Genomic DNA, 20,423 nt, shown 5'->3' with positions numbered 1-20,423 from the left:
CGCGCCGCGATCGCAGCTCACCCCACACGGACGGAACCTCCATGCACGATCCCTATTTCGCTACCGCCGACGCAGCCCAGCCGAGACGTCGCTGGTCTCGCCGGCGTCGCCTCATCACCACGATTGCCGCGAGCCTCGTGCTCGTGCTCGGCGCGGGCGCCGCCGTGGCAGCGCTCATCTTCAAGAACTTCACCGACAGCATCGTGCGCTCGGACTTCGCGCTTCCGCTCGTCGAACAGCCCGAAGAAGACACGAGCGAGCAGAACATCCTCATCATGGGCATGGACTCGCGGGTCGATCAGAACGGCGAGCCACTGTCCGATGAAATCTACGAAGCGCTCCACGCCGGCAACGCGGATGATGGCGGATACAACGCAAACGTGCTCATGCTGCTGCACATCCCCGAGGATCGATCGCAGACCAGCGTGATCTCGATCCCGCGCGACGACTATGTCGAGCTGGTGGGGGCCCCGCTCGGGGTGACGCACTCGAAGATCAAGGAGGCGTACGGGCTCGCGATGCAGGAGCGCATGAACGAGATTGCCTACTCGGATGAGGAGTTCTCGGACGAGGAGGCGTACCAGGATGCGCGCCGCGCCGGTCGGCAGGCGCAGATCGAGACGGTGTCGCACTTCCTCGGCGATGTGCGCATCGACCATTTCGTTGAGATGACCATGGGTGGCTTCTACTACGTTGCCGAGGCCGTCGCCCCCGTGACGGTCTGCCTGAACCAGGCGACCGAAGACAGCTACTCGGGCGCCCAGTTCACGGCCGGAGTGCAGGAGCTCGACGCCGAGCAGGCGATGAGCTTCGTGCGGCAGCGGCGAGACACCGGATTCGACGGACCGTTCCTCACTGATTTGGATCGCTCACGCCGACAGCAGGCCTTCCTCTCAAGCCTCGCGACGAACCTGAAGCAGCGCAGCACGCTCACGAACCCGAAGACCGTGCTCGCGCTCGCCGATGTCACGCAGCATCACGTCGCTCTCGACTCCGATTTCGACATCCTCGCCTTCGTGCGCACCGCGTTCGAAGCGTCGAAGAGCGGCGCCCGGTTCGTCACGCTGCCGATCCTCGGGTTTGAGACGATCGATGGTGCCTCGGTCAACACGGTCGATATTGACGAGGTGCAGAGCGTCGTCGCTGCCGTGCTCGACGGCTCCTACTTCGAGCCCGAGGTCGCCGCGGACAATCCCGATGCGCTGGCCGGCGACAAGCCAATCACCGACGGGGATCTGGACGAGACGGACGAGCCGAACCAGCTCGCCGAGGATGAGGCTCCCGCACAGGTACCCAGTGGCCGAGGCGCAGCGGGCGAACCCCTCGCGGTGTACGACTCGTGGGACGAACCGATCCTCGCCGGCTCGCTTCCCTGTGTGAACTAGGGGCACCATGCTTGCCCGCCGTACGCAGCGTGTCGTTCTCCCCGCGGACCCCAGGTCCCGACGGTCGCTCGTGCCGCCGGGACCCGGGCCGCTGAGAAAGCTTGCGCTCACGCTCATCGGGGTGGTGCAGTTTCTCACCCTGACCGGGGTGGTGATGGTGCAGTCGGCAAGTCAGGTCACCGCAATCGCAGGCGGGCAGAACCCCATTTCCGGGTTTGTTCGGCAGGGGTCGTACGCGTTGATCGGGCTCGCCCTCTTCGTCGTGCTCAGCCGAGTCCCCACCGTCGTGCTGCGCCGGCGGGCCTGGTGGCTGCTGGGAGCCGGGTTCACCCTGCAGCTACTCGTGTACACGCCGCTCGGGTACGAGGCCGGCGGCAACCGCAACTGGTTGCGTCTCGGCCCGATCTCCGCCCAGCCAGCGGAATTCATGAAGTTCGTGCTGCTCGTGTGGGTGGCCACCGTGCTCGCCGCCAAGCTCCCGCTCCTCGGGCGCTGGTGGCACGTGGTCATTCCGATCCTGCCGGTGGTCGCGCTGTCGATGTTCATCAACGTGCTGGGCGGAGATCTTGGCACGCTCATGATCATCACGGCGCTTGTGTTCGGCTGTCTGTTCTTCTCCGGCGTGCGGTTGAGGTTCCTCGCGGGCATCGCCGCCCTTGCCGCGGCCGGGATCGCCGTGATGACACTCATCAAGCCGAACCGGGTGGTGCGCATCATCCACTTCATCGAGATCGACTGTCTCTCGGATACGGAGCACGCTCAGGGGGTGTGCTGGCAGTCGCTGAACGGGTTCTGGGCGCTCGCCCGAGGCGGGGTGTTCGGGGCGGGCGTCGGCAATTCAACGGCGAAGTGGTCGTGGCTCCCCGAGGCGGAGACCGATTTCATCTTCGCCATCATTGGCGAGGAGCTGGGCGCGGTGGGCGCAGGCGTCATCCTGCTCGCGTTCGTCACGCTGGTGGCGGTGCTCATTGCACTCATGGGGCACTGCCGCGACCCGTTCGCGGTCGCTGTCCTCGGCGGCGCTGCAGCGTGGATCACGGCACAGATGGCGGTGAATGTCGCCGTGGTGCTCGGCTTCATCCCCGTGCTCGGGGTGCCACTCCCCTTCGTATCTGCGGGCGGCACGTCGCTCATCTCGACGCTCATGGCGATGGGCGTGGTGCTCGCCTGCGTGCGCGAACAGGGCGAGGCGAACAGCGCTCCTTTGCGCAGACCGAACTAACTCTCAGCTACCCAGCTGGCACCGCCCATTCCCAGGTCCACGAACCAGTGCTTCCAGCGTAGGCAGGCTGCGCGACAAGGGTGCCCTCAGGGTCCGCGACATCGAGGACGACGCTCCCGGTGACGCTCTCGCCAGGCCCAATGTAGTGGGGCAATTGTTCACCTGCAGCGAGGCACATGTACCCATTGCCGTCCTGTCCGGGGTCCGCGTTGGCCGTAGTCCCGTCGGGACGAATCCATTTCCAGAACGCGAAGCCGAATTCTCCCTGCGCTTCCGACGAAGTCGCCACTTCAAAGTCCAGTTTTACGAAGTGGCCGTTCTTTGAGGGTTGAGGATACTCCCCGGTGCATTCAGGGTCGACCGTGATTCCGGTGACCAGGAACTCCACTTCGAGCGGCTCACTATCCCCGATACCACCACGTTCGCCTACCCGCTTAATGAGGTTTCCGCGTTTACTCACCGCCGGGGAAGGAGTTTGTTCTTCTTCAACGGGCCCCGTGGTCGGCGTCGCATCAGTCTCCTGCGAGGAGTCTGACTTCGCGGTCTCATGTCCTGCCGAGGATTGGGCCGTTGTCCCAAGCATGACACCGGCGCTGCCTCCGAGCACCAACCCGCTGACCGCAGCGACACTGATCAAGGAGACGAGCTTTGCTGTCGAGTGTCCCCCAGCAGCGCGATTCGAGGTATGGTCGACGGCGCGATCACCCCCGCCAGAAAGTCCATTCTGCATATTGTTGTATCTGCTTTCTCGTCGTCAGCGTGGGTAAGGCAACCACCCAGAAACAGTTTCCCGGGAACTCGCAGCACTCGACACAGACAAGGGACAGCGAACTCCTAACCGGAAGAGGCTATCACTCTCACTGCAATCCCAACTCGCGTTCGCGCGCGACATGAGCCAGCCCCTCAACCTGATTCCCGAAACGGGCATCCCCCTGGGCGAGACCCGCTTCCTTCTCCTTGCTCGGAGATAGGAGCTTCTAGCCCAGTTTCCGCTTTGGGAAGAGGAAAGACGGGGATGCGTGGTAAGAGTTCTAGGGTCACACCTCTACCCCAAGGATCGTTGGGGAGTGATATTGAGAGATCTCTCTCGTGAAGCACTTGAAGAGGCCTGGGCACAAAAGCAACGCGTCACACGAAATACCGTTCAGATGTTTTGTGCCCTGGAGAGGAATCGAACCTCCGACACCTTCTTTAGGAGAGAAGTGCTCTATCCACTGAGCTACCAGGGCGGAGCCGCGCGTAGGCGACCTTTGGGAGTCTAGCGCACGTCAGATACCCCGCATCGCGCGCACAGGACCCAACAGAAACCGGCGCAGAAAACGCAGAGCGGGCGAGGTCGAAACCCCGCCCGCTCTGAAAAGCTCTCTTAGCCGAGACGAATGACGTCCGGCGTTGCGCTCGGCGACGCGTAGCCCGCGACCACCGTCTGGTTGCCCTGCCAGCCACCGTGCACGGCCTGGCCGTTGCCGATGTAGACGGCCACGTGGGGGGCGCCCGGCCAGATCAGGATGTCGCCGGGGGCGTAGTTGCCATCGGTGACGGGGGTGCCGTAGCGGTAGAAGTCCGAGACACCGTGGTCGTAGCCACCCTGGTCGCGACGCTCGGTGAGCCCAATGGCCGCGAGCGCGTTCTGGACGAGGTCGGTGCAGTCCTGCGAGACACCCACCTGCGCGAGCGCGGCAGCCACGAGGCCCTGCGCGCCCTTGCCTGCGGGAACGTCTGCCGAGCTCTTGCCCTCAGCGGGGGCAGCTGCACCCGTGGTGCTCGTGCCGTTCAGCGTTGCAGCCTGCTCTTCAGCAGCCTTCTTCGCGTCAGCTTCAGCCTTCTTCTCGGCTTCCTTGTCCTTGCGCTCCTGCTCAAGGATTGCGGCGCCAATCTCGCCATCAAGCGCGACGACGGGCGAAATCTGCGCGGCGACCTCGGGCGTATCGAGGTTCTGCTGCAGCGCGATGTCTGCATCGGGCTGGCCCTCGACCTCGGGCGCAAGGGCGTAGGCGGGGAGCCCGAAGGTTCCCACCAGGCCCAGGCTCAGGACTGCTGCTCCGACCATCTGGCCGACGCGCTTTGCCCGCGCCCGCGTGGGACGGGCAGCGTTGTCCGAAACCGCGACCTCAGTACTGGGGTTGTGATTCACGAGAATAATCTGCCTTCACCTTGTGGGTTGTACATCTGGGGCGCCTCGTACGAGACGCGACCGTTCAAGAGTAACGGATGATCACGGGAATGTCACGCTCAGGTCACGAACCCGCCACAAGCCGCGTCATTTCAACAGTTCCAGGCGCCAGCGCGGCCTGGAACTCGTTCGACCCCGAACGAAATTCCCAGGCCACGCGTAGCGCAACTCAGCTGTTTAGATGACGCCTTGCTCAAGCATTGCCTGCGCAACGCGCACAAACGCGGCCGAGTTCGCCCCGAGCACGTAGTCACCGGGCTTGCCGTAGCGCTCCGAGGCGTCGTACGTCGCCTCGTGGACGTCGCGCATGATGCCGTGCAAACGGGACTCGCTCTTGTCTCGATCCCACCGGGATCGAGCAGCGTTCTGGCTCATCTCGAGCGCGGAGGTTGCGACGCCACCGGCGTTGGCCGCCTTCCCCGGCGCAAACAGCACGCCGGCCCCCTGGAACGCCTCGACCGCGTCGGGGGTGGTCGGCATGTTCGCACCCTCCGTGACGGCGCGAACCCCGTTTGAGATCAGCGTGCGCGCGTGCGCACCAGTGAGCTCGTTCTGCGTGGCGCACGGGAAGGCAAGCTCCGCGGGGACATCCCACACCGAGCCGCCCGCAACATAGTGCGACCCCGGTCGACGCTCCGCATACTCGGAGATGCGCGCACGCTCCACGCCCTTGACCTGCTTCAGCAGATCCAGATCAATTCCTGCCTCATCGACGATGTAGCCGCTTGAGTCGGAGGCGGTGATCGCCTTGCCACCGAGCTGCTCGACCTTCTCAATCGCGTACGTTGCGACGTTGCCGGATCCGGAGACAACAGCGCGGTAGCCCTCGATGCCCTGGCTGGCCCGCGCGAGCATCTCCTCCGCAAAGAACACGGCGCCGTACCCTGTGGCCTCGGTGCGCACCTCGGCGCCACCCCAGCCGACGCCTTTGCCGGTGAGCACGCCCGCCTCGTAGCGCTGCGTAATGCGACGGTACTGGCCAAACATGAACCCGATCTCGCGGGCTCCCACACCGATGTCGCCTGCGGGGATGTCTGTGTGCTCGCCGATGTGGTGGACCAGCTCGGTCATGAAGCTCTGGCAGAAGCGCATGACCTCGGCGTCGCTCTTCCCGGTCGGATCAAAGTCCGACCCGCCCTTGCCGCCACCGATGCGCTGCGAGGTGAGCGCGTTCTTGAAAATCTGCTCGAAGCCGAGGAACTTGATAACCGACAGGTTCACGGAAGGATGGAACCGCAGCCCACCCTTATACGGCCCGAGCGCCGAGTTGAACTGCACGCGGATACCACGGTTCACCTGCACCCGGTTCTGATCGTCCGTCCACGGCACCCGGAAAATGTACTGCCGCTCGGGCTCCACCAGCCGCTCGAGAATGCCGCCCTCGATGAACTCGGGGTGCTCGGCGAGCACCGGCGCGAGTGTGTCCAGCACCTCCCGAACGGCCTGCAGAAATTCCGATTCGCCTGCGCTTCTGCGCTCAACGACTTCGGTTACGTCGCGCACATGCGCTTCGGGGGTGGGCAATGTCACCAGGGACTCCTCTGTCTATCAACTCCATTGTGGGCAGCACGAGGCCGGGCTCCCTCCATTCGGAGGGAGTCACCGCTATTGCGGGGTGCCTCTACTGCGAGACGAAAATGTGCGCGGCGACTTCCAGTGGAAGATCGATCGCTTCATTTGATCCTTCGACCTCGACGTGAACGGTGTCGCCACGTCGCGCGAAGGAAGCATGGTTTCCGGGTGTCACACCCGCGGCCGCGAGCTGCTCAAGCAGTTCGGGATCGACCTGCAGGGGCTCGGCCAGGCGCCGGATCCGCGCACGCAGCACGAGCTCCGGGTCGATCAGCAGGTCACCGAGACCGGTCACACCCGTCTGGAACGAGCCCGCGCGGGTGGAGCCGAGCTCCTCGAGGCCCGGGATCGGGTTCCCGTAGGGCGATTCCGTGGGGTTGCCGAGCATGCCAAGCAGCTTGCGCTCGACGCGCTCGCTCATCACGTGCTCCCAGCGGCACGCTTCCTCGTGCACATAGGCCCACTCGAGGCCAATCACATCGGCGAGGAGCCGCTCCGCGATCCGGTGCTTACGCATCACTCGAACGGCCTTCGTGCGACCCGGCTCCGTGAGCTCGAGGCGACGATCGTCCGTCACAACCACGAGACCGTCGCGCTCCATCCGGCCAACAGTCTGCGAGACGGTGGGGCCCGAGTGACCAAGTCGCTCAGAGATCCGGGCACGAAGCGGGACGATGCCCTCTTCTTCGAGCTCCAGAATCGTGCGAAGGTACATCTCCGTCGTGTCGATCAGATCTGTCATCGCCGTCCTCTCATCAGTCCGGCCACCAGCTTAGGGCATGCGTACCGTGAAACTGCGGTGTACTCCCCCGGTAGAATCTTGCGCATGGCCGACATCTCGATCCCCACAGACCTCTTGCCCGCCGACGGCCGCTTTGGGTGCGGCCCTTCGAAGGTTCGCTCAGAGCAGCTCGATTTCCTCGCATCGCTGCAGCCGCGCGTGCTGGGCACCTCGCACCGCCAGGCTCCCGTGAAGGACCTCGTGGGCAGCGTCCGCTCCGGGCTCGCAGAGCTGTTCAGCGCCCCCGAGGGCTACGAGATCCTGCTTGCGAACGGTGGCGCGACCACGTTCTGGGATTCGGCCGTGCACTCGCTCATCGAGCGCCGCAGCCAGCACCTCGCATTTGGCGAGTTTGGCGCAAAGTTTGGCAAGGCTGCTGCGGCAGCTCCCTTCCTCGAGGCACCCGATGTGCGTAGCTCGGATGCGGGATCCCGCTCGGAGTTCGCGCCCGCCGAGGGCATCGACGTCTACGCGTTCCCACACAACGAGACCTCCACGGGCGTCATGGCGCCGGTGCAGCGCGTTGCTGGCGATGCCGGCGCACTGACGGTCGTTGACGCGACGAGCGCAGCGGGCGGCATCGATTTCGACGCTTCCCAGGCCGACGTGTACTACTTCTCCCCGCAGAAGAACTTCGCATCGGACGGCGGCATCTGGTTCGCGCTTGTTTCGCCCGCCGCGATTGAGCGGATCGAGCGGGTCACCTCCTCGGGCCGCTACATCCCCGAGACGCTGAACCTCGCAGGAGCGATTGAGAACTCGCGGAAGAACCAGACGCTCAACACCCCGGCGCTCGCGCCGCTCGCCATGATGGACGAGCAGCTGCGCTGGATCAATGGCCAGGGTGGCCTGGCCTGGGCCGCGGCTCGCACCGCCGAGTCCTCGGCCGTGCTGTACGACTGGGCCGAGCGCACCGCGGTGGCCACGCCGTTCGTCACGAACCCCGACCACCGCTCGCAGGTGGTCGTCACGATCGACTTCGACGATTCGGTGGATGCCGCGGCGATCTCCGCCGCACTGCGCGCGAACGGCATTGTTGACACGGAGCCCTACCGCAAGCTGGGTCGCAACCAGCTGCGCATCGCCACCTTCACGGCCATCGAGCCCGACGACGTGCGCGCCCTGACCGCATCGATCGACTACGTGCTCGAGCGCCTCAGCTAAGCACTACACCCGCGCGTGCGCGGCATGGCTGTTCTTCAGAGCAGCGGTGCCGCGCACGCGGCATGTTGCCGTGACATATCCGGCGACGCCCAGCACCCCAGCGGCCGACCAGACGGCCCACCAGGGGAAGCCGGGGATCGTGGGCTCGGCCCCTGCCGCGTCAAGATCACGCTGCGGGGTGGGCGTGACGCGCTCCCCGGTGACGAGGATGCGGTGCGTGTTGATCCCGAGCGGGGTGCACGTGATCAGGGTCGCGAGGTCCTTGCCAAATACTGGGTAGAGCGATTCGGTTTCATCGGGCTGCACGACCTTTGTCTCGGCAACGCGGTAGGTCAGTACCTCGCCCCACACCTCGATCGTGAACGTGTCGCCCGGCGTCAACTGGTCAAGGTTGTTGAACAGCTCTGCCTTCGCGAGCCCGCGGTGGCCCGTGAGCACGGTGTGCGTGGTGGGGCCGCCGACAGGAAGCGCGGTGCCTTCGAGGTGCCCAACGCCCTGCTGGAGCACGTCATCACTGGTGCCGTGGTAGATCGGAAGATCAACGTCGATCTTGGGGATCTTGATCCGCGCCATGAGTCCCGACGCGTCGCTCGCGAGTAGCCCGTCGTAGTCTGCACCATCGGTGTCTGAAACGGCTTGGGGGATCCGCTGCCCCGCGGCGACCACCGCCGCGCCAGTCAGTCCCTCGTTGTAGCTACGCGCCGCGGCGAGCTCGGCCGCACGCGTGGTGACGTCCCCCGCGCCAGTGTCGCGGTTGAGGCCCACGATCTCGCGCGAGTACTCGAGTTGCGAGTACCAGGTTGCGATGCTCGGTGCCTGGATCAGCGCGATGCCGGCAAGCGCGAGCAGCGCAACGAAGAGGACCACCGGGCTCGGTCTCCGCCAGCGGCGGACCGAGCCCGGTGGGTGGGGAGAAGGGCCGGTCGACGACCCCGTGTCAGCCGAGGAAGCTGTGGTGTGGTCCTCGGCGAGGGTCTGCTGCGACACAAGGGCTCCTTCTCAGAGGGGCCGGCGGGAGATGGGGAAATCCCCCGCCGGCCCGGTCAGGGACCGGGGCTCAGCCGCAGCCGAGCCCCGGAAGGGGTGTTACTCGGCGCGTGCCGTGCGACGGCGCGAGACGATCAGCCCGGTGCCAGCCGCGGCGATGAGCAGTGCTCCGCCCGCGACCGAGAGCATCAGCGCGCCGGCCGAGCCGGTGAGCGGCAGACCCGGAACCTTCTGCTGCACGTTCTCAACGGTCACGTCAACACCGGCGGTTGCACCGGTCTTCACTGCCACGGGGAAGAGCGCAGCAGCGCCGGTCGGGGTGACGTAGCCCGCGGGAGCCGCGGTCTCCTTGAGCACGTAGCAGCGCTGCGCAGCGTTCTTCGTGTCGTTCTCGCTGTCGCTCACGAAGAGGCCAGGCACGGTCACCTGGCCGGTGCTGCCCGTCGTGAACTCGCTCGCGCCGCTCACCTGCAGGGCCGAACCGGTGGGGGTCGCGTTCGTGCAGTCAGCCGCGTAGGGATCGCTTGCCGCGTATACCTCGAACTTGGCGCCGGCGAGCGTCGCCTTGCTCTTCGCGTCCACCTTCTTGACGACAACGTCGCCCCAGTTCGTGGTCACCTTGTTGGTGGTGTACTTCTTGCCGTTCACGGAGTCGAACGCGGTGTTCTCAATCACGCCGGTACCGAGCGTGGTCACCGTTGCCTGGAACGTCACCACGATCTCCTTGCCCGCGAGGCTCCGGAGGTAGTCGAGGCCGGGCGCCGAGGTGAAGGAGAGCGTCACGGTCTGGCCGGAGGCGGCAATTCCGAAGTTCGCCGCGGTCACCGGGGTGCCGTCAACGGTGATGCTCTTGATGCCCACGCCGATACCGTTCGCGGCGGGAGACGGGGTGAGTCGTGCGTCGAGCGTATCCGCGATATCGAAGCTCGCGAACGTGCGGCCTGCGGCGAGCGCGGGCACCTTCACGGTCACGGGGAACTCGACCGTGCTGCCGAGGCCAAGGCCCTGCTGAGCGTTGATCGTCTTCGAGACGCTCGTGACGCCGTTCTTTGGGTACACGTGCACGTCAGTGAGCCAGGTGCCCTCGAAGGGATACGGCACGGTGACGATGAACGGAGCGGCGCGGTCAACGACCTGCGCGGGAGCATCCGTCTCACACACCACGTAGACGCCCACGTCGGTGGGGATCGTCGCGGTGCCGTCGGCCCCGGTGACCGCGGGAGCGAGTGGGGTACCCAGCTCGTAGCCGCTCGGCGCCGTGCAGTCGGCACCGGCGGTGAGGTCGGCAAGCTGATCCCACGCGGCGGGATCGTTCAGGTCGATCGCGGCGCCGCCCTTCAGCAGCGGGTACGCCGTGAAGGTGACGTCCTTGATTCCGGGCGTGGGAATGTCAGCGCCCGAGCCGTCCGGGTTCTTCGTCACGGGCGTGGTGCCCGTCTGGTGCTCGTGCTTGTGCACGATGATCGAGCCGCTCGCGTTCGGGTCGATGCCACCGAGCTCCGGGGCAGCGAACGCGGGCGTGGTTGCGCCGACCGCGCCGAGCAGCGCGATAGCGGATACGGCGAGCGCAGCAAGCGCTCGTTTCGGGGTTCCCCCGCGTCCGTTCTGACTCATGGTGGGTGTCCTTCCTGGGTGGTTCATTTCATGTGGGCCTGCGGTGCGGGCCCTGCTGGGCGGGGCCAGTTCTGGCCGCGCCCTGGTCTGTGTGCCGCGCACTATGCGCGGGCTTCCCTGCGTCGGCGGTGTGCCCAACTGAGCGATCCGACGAGCAGTGCGAGGGCGGCGAGGCCTGCGCCGGCGATGTTGAGCGCGTCAGAGCTCACACCTCCGGTCAGCGGGACCTCAAGCGCGGGGGCGGAGACGTTCACGAAGCGGTAGACCTCGTGCTGTCCAATCCCCACCGAGACGGGAGCGCTCTCATCCACTTGGGTCCAGTCGCACCCACCGGGTGCGGTGGTGTCGGGGACGCAGCGCTCGACGCGGTCGAGGAGGTACGCGAGCGGGGTGGCCGGATCGTGCAGTGCCTCAGAGAGCGCGTACTGCTTCGCCGGGGTCACCGCGAAGGTGTTCACCGCGGAGCGCGTGTTTGCGCCCGAGACGGTCTTCGCCTGGCCACCGCCCTGCGGGGCTGCCGTGAGGTCCCAGCCCGCGGGGCTCGCGGTGCCCCCGCTTACCTCTTTCAGGAGCGTGAGCTTCGAGGTGCACGTCACCGTGTTGGTCATCTCGAACGTGTTCGCGCCTGGGGTCAGCGTCGCTTGAGCTGGCACCGACTCGGTCACCGCGACCGAGCCGCGCTTGGTGAGCTGCTGCGAAGTGACCGTGCAGCCGGGCAACTTCGCGGCGTCGATCGTGGTGGTCTCCGCCAGCGTCACGGTGTTGTTCGCGGCGTAGCCTGAGCGCGGGGTCCCCCACTGCTGCGGGGTCGCCCCGGCGCTGGCCGGTCCGGTCAGCGTGAGCTGAGCGCCGAGTCCCTGGGGCAGCGATCCCTCATCGCCCGGGATCCGGTAACGGCCCGTCTCCGTGCCGTTCTCATCAAGCACGCGCCACACCTTGTCCACTTGCACAGTGGCCGACTGGTCGGGAGCCCGGTTGTACACGGTGCAGTTGACGGTCTCGTTCTGCGGCACAGCCACTCGCACGCCGTTCGTCACATCGCTGATGGGGGTGACCGGCTGCTTCGTCACCAGGTTCGTGCAGACGGCGTTCTTCCCGTTGACCGGAACGATCTGATAGCCCGGCTGCTGCGTCTCCGCAATCGTCACCGCACCACTCGTGACGCCGGTCCCGTAGGTGAGCGGGAATGCCACGGTGCCCGTGCCATCGTCTTCGGTCACTCGCGTTGCTGGGTTCGGCAGGGTAACGCCCTGGGCCGGATCCGACACTGCGAAGTTCCAGCCAGCGGGCGCCGGGGTCGCTCCCGTGATCTGCCCCGCGGGTGTGGTGTTCGGCACAATCATCTTCGTGACGGTGAGCTGCCCCTTGCACGCGCCCTGTGCGAGCGCCCGCAGCGTGTTCCCCGCGGTCTGATAGTTGCTCGTCTGGTAGTAGTCGCTGTTCACGGTCTTGCCCGAGATCGCAGCCAGGTTCGCTGCGTTTGCACTCCCTGAGACGCCGGCGCCCACACCGAACGCGATCACGCGGGTGTTCTGTGCTTTGAGCGCGTTCGCCGCAAAGATGCCCTTCTCAAGCTCGACCATGCGGGTGTAATCACCAGGCCCCGATGCGTTCGAGCCCCAGAAGGTGGGCTGGCCGTCGGTGATCACAATGGCGACGTCGTATGGGTTGCTTGCGCGTGCATCAGACGCTGCGACGAGAGCCTGCTCCCAGTTCGTGCCGCCGTTGGCGCCCCAGCTGCTCCACCGAGCCTTGAACGCATCGGCCTGGCTCTGCGTGGCCACCGAGGTCAGCGCCGGGTAGTTTGAGCTGGCCGTCTCGGCCGGGGAACTCGTCGAGAAGGAGAACAGGGACATTCGCGAGGGCGTGCCCACGAGCGCGTCCGCGAACGCACCGGCTGCCGACTTCAGCGCGGGCACGGAGCCCTCCACCGAGCCGGAGAAGTCCATGATTAGCGCAACGTCAATGCCACAGCTCTGCGTGAGTGCCGGGTTCGTCCGGGAGTTCTGCCATACGCCAGCCGAGGCATTTTCGGTGTAGTTGTTGCTGGACGCGATTGCCGAATTGTACATGAAGTCGCTCGTGGAGAGGTAGCTGCTGCCGGAGCGCAGGTTGCTGCCGGTCCGGAAGACGTAGCTGTTGAGTGTCGCTGCACCGTTGCTTCCCGTGCCGAGTGACGCGTTCGTGAACCAGCCGGTTGGCGCGCCGGTACTCGGCTGCACCACCCAGTAGCGCTGATCGCGATTGGCGCCACCGCTTTGGGTGTTCGGCACGTCGAACGTGCACTCACCGTTTGCGTCGGAGACGCAGCGTGCCCAGCCCGCACCGGATCCGCTCACCCCGTCAGGGCGAGTACCGCTCGGGCTCGTGTTGCCGGTGTTCAGCATCAGAGTCACTCCAGCAAGCTTCGAGACACCACCCGTGCTGGTGCGGTCACCACCCACCGACACGATGATCTTTGCCGGGGGGATCGGGGTGCTGGTGAAATCGCCAAAGTTGAAGGTCTGGCCGCCCCAGTTCCCGGTGTTGCCGGATCGCGGGATCTCCTGCCACGCGGTTGAAGCTATTGAGTAGCCAGCGGGAGCGGCGGTCTGCCGAACGCGATACACCGAGCTCGTCGACACGGACGTGCTTGTGGGGTTCGTCGCGGGCGTCAGGAACTTCACCTGGAACTCACCCGCATCGGGATCCCGGTCGAGCCCCGTGCAGGGCGCCGAGGTGCAATCGGTGATCGTGTAGGTGCTCGTCCAGTTGTTATTGCTCTGCCGCGGCCCCTGCAACTCGAAGGTGGCACCTGCGAGCGGTGCACCCGACGGATCCACCGCACGCCAGTACACGTACGGCGCGCTCACACCGGGAGCGTCCGGACCAGCGGCCAGCGGCGTCAACGCCGCGGCTGCGTCCTTCGGCGCGGCCTTCGTTGTCTTCGGCTGCGTTGCCTCGGGAGCAGTCGTTGCCTCCCCATCAGGGGTGGTGGGCGCCTCAGGGGTGGCCGGCTGGGCCGGCGTCGCGGGATCCACGCGCACCGCCTGCACGGGAACGGGCTCCGTGGCGGCATCGGCGCTGCCCGCGGTCACCTCTTCCCACGCACCGGCGGGCTCATCTGCGCCTCCTGGCGCGAGACGCACGAGCAGCGCGTCACCGGCGGCAAGACTCTCCGTGCGGGAGGAATCCTTCGCGTCGCGCAGTTCGCCGAGCGAAAAGACGCCCGGGGCGGGATCCCGATCGAGGCCCGTGTAGTCAGCCTGCCCGGTGTTATCGACCACGCTGGCGACGATGTCACCGTCGCGTGCGTCTGCGCGCTGCACCTCGAAGGTCGCACCAGTCACCGGCTGCTGTGCCGCGTCGACGGCCTGCCACCGCAGGACAGGAGCGGCCGCGGACACCTGATTTGCGCTCCCCTCATTGGCGAGCGCTGGTGCTGCTCCAAGCAGCGCCGTTGCGAGCGCCGCCGCGGACGCGAGCAGCGTCGTGCGCTGGCGTCGTCGATTCGACGTGCGCGTCGCGCGGTGCGCCCCCCGGCGCCCTGCGCGGTGCAGGTCCGTGTACCCCATCGTTTTCCCTTTCCCCCTCAGACAGTGCTGAGTGCGCAAGCGATCACAGCGATCGCATTGCGAGTCCCCACCCACGGGAAACGTTAAGGAAAGTCGAGAAACAGGGGATCCGGGAAAATTACGTATTTTGCGTTTCGGGCGACAAAAAAGAGCGCGGCGGCCCGGAATTCCGGGCCGCCGCGCTCAGCGGTGGGGCTGCTCAGTACGAGCGGTCCGCCCGCTCGTCATCGTCATGATCATCGTCACCATCCGACTCGTCGTCGTCCGCGTCATCGTCATCCGACTCATCGTCCGCAAAGAGTTCGGTGTCGTCGGACTCGTCAGCCCGATCCTCATCGTCATCGTCATCGTCGTCGTCCGCGTCGCCCGAATCGGCACTCGAATCGCCACCGTCGAGATCGTCGATGTCCGCACCGTCAAGATCGTCGTCAAAATCGCTGAAGTCGTTCTCGAGCAGGTCCTCGTCGCCCGCGATCTCGTCTTCGTCGCGCAGCTCATCAGCGGCCGCTTCCGCAGCGGCAGCCTCCTCCGCGGCCTGACGCGCCTGCGTCTCGCGATACTGCGCCAGACGCTCCGACCAGGGCACCCACTCGGGCGCCACGACGGCACCGGCGCCGGGGAGCAGCTCGACCTCAAGAACCGTCACCGGCGCTTCCTCGTCCACCCGCGCCAGGGTCGCAGCCCAGCGCCACCCGGGGTACCCGGGCAGGCGGCACTCGAAGAACAGGGTGAGCACGTGCGCCTCATGCGCCTCGTACCCCTCATCCGCGCCGATCGTCGCCGCATCGGTGATCTCGAGCAGTGCGGCACGCGCCTGCTCACGCGATCCAAGCAGCACGGGATCAGCGACGACCTCGACCGGGGCCTCAACCTCTGCGCTCACCGGCGCTGCCCCGGCCTCAGACATCGAAGTCATCCGCAACGCGACGCAGCATGGTGGCGACCTGACGCGACTGAGCGCGCTCCGGGTACTGCCCGTTCTTCAGTCGTCCGCCCAGGCCGTCAAGCAGCTTCACGAGGTCCTCGATGATGATCGCCATCTCGTCAGCCGACTTCCGGTTGCGCTTCGCAAGCTTGGGGGTATCGAGCACGCGCACCGACAGTGCCTGCGGCCCGCGCCGCCCATCAGCAACGCTGTACTCCACGCGGGTGCCCTGCTGCACCTCGACGCCAGCGGGCAGCACGGACGCGTGCAGGTACACCTGCGCGCCATCCTCGCCCTGGATGAACCCGAAGCCCTTGTCTTCGTCGTAGAACCTGACCTTGCCGTTCGGCATGCCTCGTTCCTTTCCGTCTCGGCGGGCGCTCGTTCCCCGCCCCCGCACACACGTGCTGGGCGGTGCGCGCCCGCATATCCACGCAAGTCTACCGCCCCAGCTTCTTCCCCACGATGAGGTTGAACGCGGTAAAATGGTGCGGATGTCCACTGAACCCAGCACCCCGTCGATTCTCGAGCGGATTCTTGCGTACAGCTCGCTGACGATCATTGCAGCCGCGTTGCTCTCATTCTTCGCGACGCTGATCGTCGGCCTGAACAACCGCGAGGCGATGGCCGAGGGGCTGTGGCCCATCGTGTACGGCATTTCGCTCATCGCACTGCCGATCGGTTTCGTCCTGCTGGTTGTGCTGCTGATCGTCAGCCAGGCTCGCCGCCGCCGCGAGTTCCGCCGGAACGCCCAGGGCTGAGACCGGACTCGCGCCTCATGAGTGGCACCCTCGCGCTCGCCTCCGCCCTCGCGGAGATGGATCGCGACGCCCTGCACGCACTCGTTGCGGCGCGGCGCCCGTACGCGGCCGCCGGGATCACCGATCCGATCGGGCTCGCCGCTGAGCTCTTGCGCGCGGATTCGATCCTGCGCTCGATCCTGCATCTCGAGCGCGCGGATCTTGCGACGCTGCTGCATCTCGATCGGGATCCCGAAGCGCTCTCCCCCACCGCGCTGTCCGACCTCACCGCGCTGGGGCTTACCGGGCTGCAGCAGGGCGCACCCGTTGCCATTCCCGAGGTGACGGATGCACTGGTGTCGGCCCTCGCGGAGGCCGGAGTCACGGCGGCCGAGCTGACCGCCCCGGAGACAGAGACGGCGGCCGTGGGCGTGACTGCGGCTGGGTCAGCAGCTGCGTCTTCGGCCGAGCCCAGCGCGAGCACCGCAACCTGGTACTCCCCCGCGCTCACCGCGGTGGGTCAGTCGGCCGAGGCGCTCCGCGCGCTCACTGCGCGCCCCGCGAAGCTCAATCGCAACGGCACCGTCGCAGTGGCATCTGTGCGACAGCTCGCAGAAGCCACCGGAATCGATGTGTCCGTGGTCACACACGTGCTCAGCGCCCTCGCCACCGCAGGGCTCACCGCCGCGCACACGGACGCGCAGCTCCTCGTTGCGGCCGCCGCGGCCCCGGAGTGGCTCGATCGGGATCACCGCGCGCGCTGGCAGCAGCTCGCCGAGGCGCTCCTCGCCGGGATGCCGCCGGCGCTGCGTCGCACGCTCGCGGAGACGCCCGGCTCGCTCACGGGTGCCCACACCCGGATCTCGCACCGCTTCCCGCTTCTGCCTGCGGCGGAGCGCACGGCGGCCAAGAACTACACCGAGGTCGCCGAACACGTCGGCTGCACCGTGCACGGCGCGCTCTCGGCGCCAGCGCTGGCACTGCTCGCGGGCGACCACGCGGCAGCGGCTGAGTTGATCGCGCAGGACACCCCCGACACCGCTCCCGGCGTCTATGTGCAGCCCGATCTGAGCGTCGTGATCCCCGGCCCGCTCTCCCCGCGTGACGAAGCGCTGCTCGCGGCGTTCTCGGCACCTGAGCAAATCGGCGTCGCATCCACTCGGCGTATCTCGGACACCAGTCTCGGCGAAGCACTCGAGCAGGGCATCACCCCGGAGGATGTGCGCGCGGTGGTGTCGCGGCTCTCGCTCACCGGGGTACCGCAGCCGCTCGAATACCTGCTCACGCATCGGGCCGAGCGCGTCGGAGACCTCATCGTCCACGATCACCACGGCGACGAGGGCCGAACTCGGCTCGCGGTGGCGCGACCCGAGCTCGCGGAGACGCTGCTCGTCGACCGCGCGCTGCAGCACCTGCAGCTGATGCGTGGCCTCCCAACCGCCGACGGCGCTGCCCAGTTGTTCTCGCGACTGCGGCCGGAACACGTGCTCTCGGCACTCGCCGACGCGCGCTATCAGCCGAGCTCGGCCCTCGTCTCGGCAACACCGGCCGCCACGGCCAGCGGTGGCACGGGCACCGAAGCGATCGCGCTGCCTACCTCGGAAACCGCGCCCATCGCCGCGAGCGAGGAAGCGGTTGCTCCGCTCACCGAGGCGCTCACGGCCCTCGTTGACCGAGTGCACACCGCGGCCCGCGCCGAGCCCGGCGCCAGCGAGTTCACGCGTCGGCTCGAGCTGGCCATGCGCGACAAGCGAGCGGTTCGGGTCACCGCAGAGGCACGCGGGCAGACCCACGAGTTCACGCTCCTCCCCGTCTCGGTGTCCGGCGGCAGGCTCCGCGCCACCGACCAGATCGCGGGGGTTGAGCGCACACTGCCCGTCAGCATGATCACCGCTGTCGAGGCCGTCTAGCCGAGCCTCCCCACCGCCTTCACGAGCAACGCGGGTAGAATAGATCCTTATGACTCTCGGCCCACTTATCGTGCAGAGCGACCACACTGTCCTCCTCGAAGTTGCGCACCCCGACGCCGAGGATGCGCGGCACGAGCTCGCCGTGTTCGCGGAGCTTGAACGCGCTCCCGAGCACATCCACACCTACCGCGTGACGCGGCTCGGGCTGTGGAACGCGCGCGCCGCAGGTCACACCACCGAAGAGATTCTCGACACGCTGAACCGGCACGCGAAGTTCCCCGTGCCGAGCGGGGTGGCGAGCGAGATCTCCGACACCATGCGGCGCTACGGTCGGCTGACCATTGAGCGCGACGACGAGGGCGCGCTGGTGCTGCGCTCGGAGGATCCCGCGGTGCTGCGGGAGGTCACGAGCGCAAAGAAGATTGCGCCGCTGCTCGGCAACAAGCTCGACGACCGCACGTACCCTGTCGAGCCGTGGGCCCGGGGCGAGCTGAAGCAGCAGCTCGTGGCGCGCGGCTGGCCTGCCGAGGATCTCGCCGGCTACACGCCGGGTGACCCCTACGACATCGCGCTCGCCGAGGGTGATTGGGAGCTGCGCGATTACCAGGCGAAGGCCGTCGAGGCGTTCCAGAAGGGCGGCTCCGGTGTGGTCGTGCTGCCATGTGGCGCGGGCAAGACGATTGTGGGCGCCGCCTCGATGGCTGCGGTCGGCGCGAAAGCGCTGATCCTCGTCACGAATGCGGTGTCTGCCCGGCAGTGGCGCGACGAGCTGCTGCGACGTACCTCGCTCACTGAGGACGAGATTGGCGAGTACTCGGGCCAGGTCAAGGAGATCAAGCCCATCACCATCGCCACGTACCAGATCCTCACGAGCAAGCGGAAGGGCGAGTACGCCCACCTCTCGCTGCTCGATGCGCAGGATTGGGGCGTGATCGTCTACGACGAGGTGCACTTGCTCCCCGCCCCCGTGTTCAAGCTCACCGCTGACCTGCAGGCGCGCCGCCGACTCGGGCTCACCGCGACGCTCGTGCGCGAGGACGGCCGCGAGGGCGACGTGTTTAGCCTCATCGGCCCGAAGCGGTACGACGCGGCGTGGAAGGACATCGAGGCGCAGGGCTTTATTGCCCCCGCCGCATGCTTCGAGGTACGCGTCGATCTCGGTGAGGCGGAGCGCATGGAGTACGCGATCGCGGAGGATCAGGATCGCTACCGCATCGCGTCAAGCACGCCTGTGAAGGAGCGTGTGGCGCAGCGCATCATCGCGAACCACCCCGGCGAGAGCATCCTCGTCATCGGGCAGTACATCGACCAGTTGGAGTCGATGGCGGAGGCATTGAACGCCCCGCTCATTACCGGGCAGACCCCCGTCGACGAGCGCGAGGAGCTGTTCGGCCTGTTCCGCACGGGCGCCGTGAAGATCCTCGTGGTGTCGAAGGTGGCGAACTTCTCCGTAGATCTCCCGGATGCGTCCGTGGCGATCCAGATCTCGGGCTCGTTCGGCTCCCGCCAGGAGGAGGCCCAGCGTCTCGGTCGTCTGCTGCGGCCGAAGTCGAACGGTGCCACCGCGTCGTTCTACACGCTCATCACTCGCGACACCGTGGATCAGGACTTCGCGCAGAACCGCCAGCGCTTTCTTGCGGAGCAGGGCTACGCGTACACGATCATGGATGAGGCGCAGCTGGCCGAGGCCTAACGCGCCACGCGGCCGCTCGCCCGGCGCTACACCTGCGCGGTGAGCACCCAGAGCACGCGCGCTCGCTCGGTCTCGGAGGGGTTGCGCCACAGGTGTGCGTGGCGCGCGTTGAAGCTCATCGCGTCGCCCTCGCCGAGCAGAAAGGTCTCCGCCTCGATCTGCATTTCGAGTGTGCCCGCGAGCACCACGACGAACTCTCGGTCGACGGGCAGGCGGTATGGCTCGGGCTCGAAGCCGCCGCCGGGTTCTACCCATGTCTCAATGATCTGCGTGTCGCTCTGACCGGGTGGCGAAAGCACCGTGTCGGCAACGCCGTCGCCCATCATCAACGCGGGCTCGCGCCCTTCCGCGCGGTTCACGTAAATCTGCGGCGGGTCAAAGAGCCGCCCCATGGGCATCGTGAGTGCGTCGCAGATCGCGGCAAGTGACGTGACAGAGGCCGAGGTGAGGCCTCGCTCCACTTGCGAGATGAAGCCCTTCGTCAGCCCGGTGAAGTCGGCCACGCTGCTCAGCGTCATGCCGCGCTCCTCCCGCGCAACGCGCAGCCGAAACCCGATCTGTTCGAGCTGCGCCGAGGCCGCTGGCCGCGGCGGCCTCGCCGCGGTGGTGCGTTCGGTCATGGGACTCCCCGACTCCTGCAGTGCGGGGCCGTGTGCCCCACCGTGTGTCTATCCTGCCCGGATTTTCCCGTTGACGAAACCCG

The 20,423-nt window shown here is 66.8% G+C and carries 16 protein-coding genes and 1 tRNA gene; 6 read left to right on the top strand and 11 right to left on the bottom strand.

Going from position 1 to position 20,423, the window contains the following annotated elements; translation table 11 throughout:
- Positions 1-41 precede the first annotated feature (41 nt).
- Together D3226_RS02750 and D3226_RS02745 are read left to right on the top strand one after the other, a co-directional pair.
- A complete protein-coding gene (locus tag D3226_RS02750) occupies positions 42-1,385 on the top strand; it encodes an LCP family protein (RefSeq protein ID WP_202380875.1) in 1,344 nt (447 codons plus the stop codon).
- A gap of 7 nt (positions 1,386-1,392) precedes the next feature.
- Positions 1,393-2,607, top strand: a complete 1,215-nt coding sequence (locus D3226_RS02745; protein ID WP_202380874.1) for a peptidoglycan glycosyltransferase FtsW — start codon at positions 1,393-1,395, stop codon at positions 2,605-2,607.
- A 7-nt stretch (positions 2,608-2,614) separates the two neighbouring features.
- Here D3226_RS02745 and D3226_RS02740 read toward each other — a convergent pair whose 3' ends face one another.
- From D3226_RS02740 to D3226_RS02720, 5 genes are all read right to left on the bottom strand, one after another.
- The gene (locus D3226_RS02740; RefSeq protein ID WP_202380873.1) at positions 2,615-3,244 is read right to left on the bottom strand and encodes a hypothetical protein; all 630 of its coding nucleotides are present in this window, start codon (positions 3,242-3,244) and stop codon (positions 2,615-2,617) included.
- A 519-nt stretch (positions 3,245-3,763) separates the two neighbouring features.
- A tRNA-Arg gene (locus D3226_RS02735) sits at positions 3,764-3,836 on the bottom strand.
- A 137-nt stretch (positions 3,837-3,973) separates the two neighbouring features.
- Positions 3,974-4,741, bottom strand: coding sequence for an NlpC/P60 family protein (locus tag D3226_RS02730; protein WP_202380872.1), 768 nt, complete (start codon positions 4,739-4,741; stop codon positions 3,974-3,976).
- A gap of 216 nt (positions 4,742-4,957) precedes the next feature.
- Positions 4,958-6,310 carry an NADP-specific glutamate dehydrogenase gene (gene gdhA / locus D3226_RS02725; protein WP_202380871.1) on the bottom strand — a complete coding sequence of 451 codons (1,353 nt, stop codon included), beginning with the start codon at positions 6,308-6,310 and terminating at the stop codon, positions 4,958-4,960.
- A 91-nt stretch (positions 6,311-6,401) separates the two neighbouring features.
- Entirely contained in the window at positions 6,402-7,094 is a 693-nt protein-coding gene (locus D3226_RS02720; protein ID WP_202380870.1) for an iron-dependent transcriptional repressor DtxR, read from the bottom strand.
- Between the two features lie 84 nt (positions 7,095-7,178).
- Between D3226_RS02720 and serC the strand changes: the two genes are divergently transcribed.
- Positions 7,179-8,297 carry a phosphoserine transaminase gene (gene serC / locus D3226_RS02715; protein ID WP_202380869.1) on the top strand — a complete coding sequence of 373 codons (1,119 nt, stop codon included), beginning with the start codon at positions 7,179-7,181 and terminating at the stop codon, positions 8,295-8,297.
- A 3-nt stretch (positions 8,298-8,300) separates the two neighbouring features.
- Here serC and D3226_RS02710 read toward each other — a convergent pair whose 3' ends face one another.
- The 5 genes from D3226_RS02710 to D3226_RS02690 form a co-directional block, all read right to left on the bottom strand.
- Complete coding sequence (locus D3226_RS02710; RefSeq protein ID WP_337248878.1) at positions 8,301-9,284, bottom strand: class C sortase; 984 nt, start codon at positions 9,282-9,284, stop codon at positions 8,301-8,303.
- A 99-nt stretch (positions 9,285-9,383) separates the two neighbouring features.
- A complete protein-coding gene (locus tag D3226_RS02705; protein ID WP_202380868.1) occupies positions 9,384-10,898 on the bottom strand; it encodes a SpaH/EbpB family LPXTG-anchored major pilin in 1,515 nt (504 codons plus the stop codon).
- A 101-nt stretch (positions 10,899-10,999) separates the two neighbouring features.
- A complete protein-coding gene (locus tag D3226_RS02700; protein WP_202380867.1) occupies positions 11,000-14,452 on the bottom strand; it encodes a vWA domain-containing protein in 3,453 nt (1,150 codons plus the stop codon).
- A gap of 199 nt (positions 14,453-14,651) precedes the next feature.
- Entirely contained in the window at positions 14,652-15,359 is a 708-nt protein-coding gene (locus D3226_RS02695; protein WP_237462205.1) for a DUF3027 domain-containing protein, read from the bottom strand.
- On the bottom strand, positions 15,352-15,729 hold the full coding sequence (locus D3226_RS02690; protein WP_202380865.1) for a cold-shock protein: 378 nt from the start codon (positions 15,727-15,729) through the stop codon (positions 15,352-15,354). The genes D3226_RS02695 and D3226_RS02690 overlap by 8 nt, the downstream gene beginning before the upstream one ends.
- A gap of 142 nt (positions 15,730-15,871) precedes the next feature.
- Between D3226_RS02690 and D3226_RS02685 the strand changes: the two genes are divergently transcribed.
- The 3 genes from D3226_RS02685 to D3226_RS02675 are packed head-to-tail and all read left to right on the top strand — an operon-like array spanning position 15,872 to position 19,720.
- The gene (locus D3226_RS02685; RefSeq protein ID WP_237462203.1) at positions 15,872-16,138 is read left to right on the top strand and encodes a hypothetical protein; all 267 of its coding nucleotides are present in this window, start codon (positions 15,872-15,874) and stop codon (positions 16,136-16,138) included.
- A gap of 17 nt (positions 16,139-16,155) precedes the next feature.
- Positions 16,156-18,027 carry a helicase-associated domain-containing protein gene (locus D3226_RS02680; protein ID WP_202380863.1) on the top strand — a complete coding sequence of 624 codons (1,872 nt, stop codon included), beginning with the start codon at positions 16,156-16,158 and terminating at the stop codon, positions 18,025-18,027.
- Between the two features lie 49 nt (positions 18,028-18,076).
- The gene (locus D3226_RS02675; RefSeq protein ID WP_202380862.1) at positions 18,077-19,720 is read left to right on the top strand and encodes a DNA repair helicase XPB; all 1,644 of its coding nucleotides are present in this window, start codon (positions 18,077-18,079) and stop codon (positions 19,718-19,720) included.
- A 26-nt stretch (positions 19,721-19,746) separates the two neighbouring features.
- On the opposite strand, the gene D3226_RS02670 is transcribed toward D3226_RS02675, so the two are convergent.
- Positions 19,747-20,340 carry a helix-turn-helix domain-containing protein gene (locus tag D3226_RS02670; protein ID WP_202380861.1) on the bottom strand — a complete coding sequence of 198 codons (594 nt, stop codon included), beginning with the start codon at positions 20,338-20,340 and terminating at the stop codon, positions 19,747-19,749.
- Between the last annotated feature and the right edge of the window lie 83 nt (positions 20,341-20,423).

Source organism: Leucobacter chromiireducens subsp. chromiireducens, from assembly GCF_016758255.1.
GTDB lineage: Bacteria > Actinomycetota > Actinomycetes > Actinomycetales > Microbacteriaceae > Leucobacter > Leucobacter chromiireducens.
The sequence above is the reverse complement of the archived record's forward strand: the minus strand, read 5'-3'. Positions and strand labels throughout refer to the sequence as shown.